The organism is Facklamia sp. P13069 (assembly GCF_050409405.1).
GTDB lineage: Bacteria > Bacillota > Bacilli > Lactobacillales > Aerococcaceae > Facklamia.
In genome coordinates, this window is the sequence record NZ_JBNUPN010000059.1 from 1 (window position 1) to 672 (window position 672).

A 672-nucleotide genomic window follows, 5' to 3' on the forward strand; every position below is an offset into this window, starting at 1 on the left:
GGACGCGTGGAACGCGTGTTTAACACACTTCAAGACCGCTTAATCAGCGAAATGCGTCTGGCTAATATCCAAACCTTAGCGGAAGCGAATCACTTCTTGATTCAATTTATTCCTCTATTTAATCAGCGATTTGCTTTCCAACTTAAAGATAACCGAAATGTCTTTCAAAAGATAGACCCTTGCGTTAATTTGAACTATTTACTTTGTCGACATGATTTCAGAGTTGTAAATGCGGGACATTCCATTCGCTATCATCGCCAAACTTACCAATGTGTCGATGACTCAGGTAACGTTCAATACCTTCCTCCACATACGCGTGTGATGGTCATTGAGACGCGTAATCTTGAGTTATATGCCAATTATCAAGAGACCTTGTATCCACTCAAGATTGTTCCTGAACATGAACGTTATTCGAAAGAATTCGATACACCGCCTCCTAAAACTAAGCCAAAAGTCATTCCTATCCCGCCTTTATCTCATCCATGGAAAGCAGCCTCTTATCAGCGGTATCTTAAGCAATTGAAGCAGACACATCCAGTATAAAAGAAGAACACTCGAGGAAAAAGATGAGAATAGAAATTCTCACTTTTTCCTCGAGTTCACCAAGCGAAGCGCGGTAGTTTTATCCCGCAAATTTTTAAAATTTCAGGACATTTTCATTTACGGTTGACA

General features: G+C 40.2%; 1 pseudogene. It reads left to right on the forward strand.

Annotation, left to right across the window (positions count from 1 at the left end):
* Positions 1-543, forward strand: a pseudogene (locus ACQV2T_RS09340) (ISNCY family transposase); the annotation flags it as partial.
* Between the last annotated feature and the right edge of the window lie 129 nt (positions 544-672).